Genomic DNA, 2,011 nt, shown 5'->3' on the forward strand with positions numbered 1-2,011 from the left:
ATTCAAAGGTGGAAAATTCCAGTTCGCAATGGCCCGAAAATCGGGGGGAAGGTCAGATGTACCAGCCGATGAGGTGTGAAGATGGACTGCCATTCGACAGACGCACCCGTCTTGACGACTACCGTCCTCATGGATCCGGACATTTGCGCGGTGCGCAGAATCAGGCAAAAAGGGCTCGCGCACTAAATCGCTCCGCGATATAGGCGCTTTTGGCTGGCATTGCGTTGAAGTGGGATTTGTTTCGCGGTTTTCGATGCCGGGTGTGTGCTGTTGATCGAGGTGATTTTGCCTCGGTTGTCAGAGGATACTTCCATGAACATAACGGCAGGCTCCGCGCGTCAAAACCGGCATGGGATAAAGTCCTGCAATCCGCCTTGTCGCAAGCAGCTGAGCGGCACGGGTACTTTCAACACTATAAATATATGACAGAAAGCGGTCGGAACTTTCGGCTACCTGTGGTGTTGGGCGAAACAGATGAGGGGGGCGTCGCAGTGTGTGTCTTGTTTGTCAGAGACGGGCTGACCTTTGTCGAAACTCAAAGCGACCGCGACATTAAGGATCGTCTGAGCATTGCAAAGTCGGTTTTCGGTCTTTCCGAAGGACAGATGTTGCTGGCTCATCGCATCGTAAAAGGGGACAATCTGATTACCGCCTTAGAAACTCTCAACATAAGTATCAACACTGCTAGAACACATCTTTCTCGAATCTATGCAAAGACCGGCATCAACTCCCAAACCTCCTTAGTCCGGACATTGCTTAGTGTTGGCTGAATTCAGTTTCTCCGAACCCAGAACAGACATCCCGTTATTCTTTGTGAACGTCAGATTTGTTCATGGAAGACCGGAGGCCGAAATTGGCGCTGGTGCAGCGAATTGGGGCCTGGTTGCGCGCAGCCGACTTCGGGCAACGCATCGATCTCGCGGACGCAGCGAATGGCCGGTTCGGTGAAGCTGCACTACGGCGTGAAATGGGGCGACGAATGGCTGGATTGGGCCGGCTCTGACGCCCATCCGAGCTGAGATCGAGGTGATGCTGCACTGAATCCAGGGTCAGTTCTGAGCCCATAGCGACGGATGCTGCGCGTCGCCCTAGTATCGGCTATTGGTATTTCACACACATTCAAGGTGATCGGGCTTTGACCAACCGTCCATCGCGTTCCTACGTGATCTGCACGACCCCGCGAAGCGGTAGCACATTGCTTTGCAAGATGCTTGCCGCAACGGGCGTTGCTGGAACGCCAGACTCGCACTTTCATGTTCCTTCGTTCGAGCGGTGGTTGACCGTATATGAGCTTGATGAGACGACCTTCGCCTCACGGGAGGCGGCTCTTCGAGCAATCTTTGAGGCAGCTCTCGCCAGAGGGATGGCCAACACCGATATCTTCGGCTTGCGCATGCAGCGAGGTAGTTTCGGCTTTTTCGTGGAGCAACTGTCGCTCCTGTCACCAGACCATACAAATGACGTTGAGCGTATCGAGAGCGTCCTCGGCCCGACGACTTTCATTCATCTTTCACGTCAGGATCGCGTTGGCCAAGCCATCTCGTGGTTGCGCGCCGAGCAAACGGGATTGTGGCATCGTCGGGCTGACGGCTCAGAGTTAGAGCGACTCGCCCCTCCGAAAGAGCCGCGCTACGATGCGGATGCGATAGCGCGGCATGTTGAAGAATTGACCTCGCTTGACGCCGAGTGGGAACAGTGGTTCGAGCAGGAAAAGCTGGAACCGTTGCGGATCGCTTATGATGCGCTGGCTGCAGACCCTCGGAAAGTGCTGTCAGAAATTCTTTCCTCAATCGGATGCGATCATTCATTGGCTGAACATGTGTATCCCCCAACCGCAAAGTTAGCGGATCGTGAAAGCCACGACTGGAGGCAGCGCTTCATAAGGGAATGCATACACGATTGAACCGAACGCTCGAAGCGGACGCTCGGTCGTGAATTTCAAACGGCAACAGAGTCCCGCAACTTGGAGCTTGCAAAGCACGATTTTGAGGGTCTGGTTCGGGTTGCCCTT

At 54.4% G+C, this 2,011-nt stretch carries 2 protein-coding genes; both read left to right on the forward strand.

The window, feature by feature from the left end:
* Nucleotides 1-209: 209 nt before the first annotated feature.
* Entirely contained in the window at nt 210-770 is a 561-nt protein-coding gene (locus GOX53_RS29250; RefSeq protein ID WP_171182394.1) for a hypothetical protein, read from the forward strand.
* 365 nt (nt 771-1,135) lie between these two features.
* On the forward strand, nt 1,136-1,903 hold the full coding sequence (locus GOX53_RS29255) for a Stf0 family sulfotransferase (protein ID WP_217352000.1): 768 nt from the start codon (nt 1,136-1,138) through the stop codon (nt 1,901-1,903).
* The last annotated feature ends 108 nt before the right edge of the window (nt 1,904-2,011 follow it).

Source organism: Ruegeria sp. HKCCD8929, from assembly GCF_013031405.1.
Lineage (GTDB): Bacteria > Pseudomonadota > Alphaproteobacteria > Rhodobacterales > Rhodobacteraceae > Ruegeria.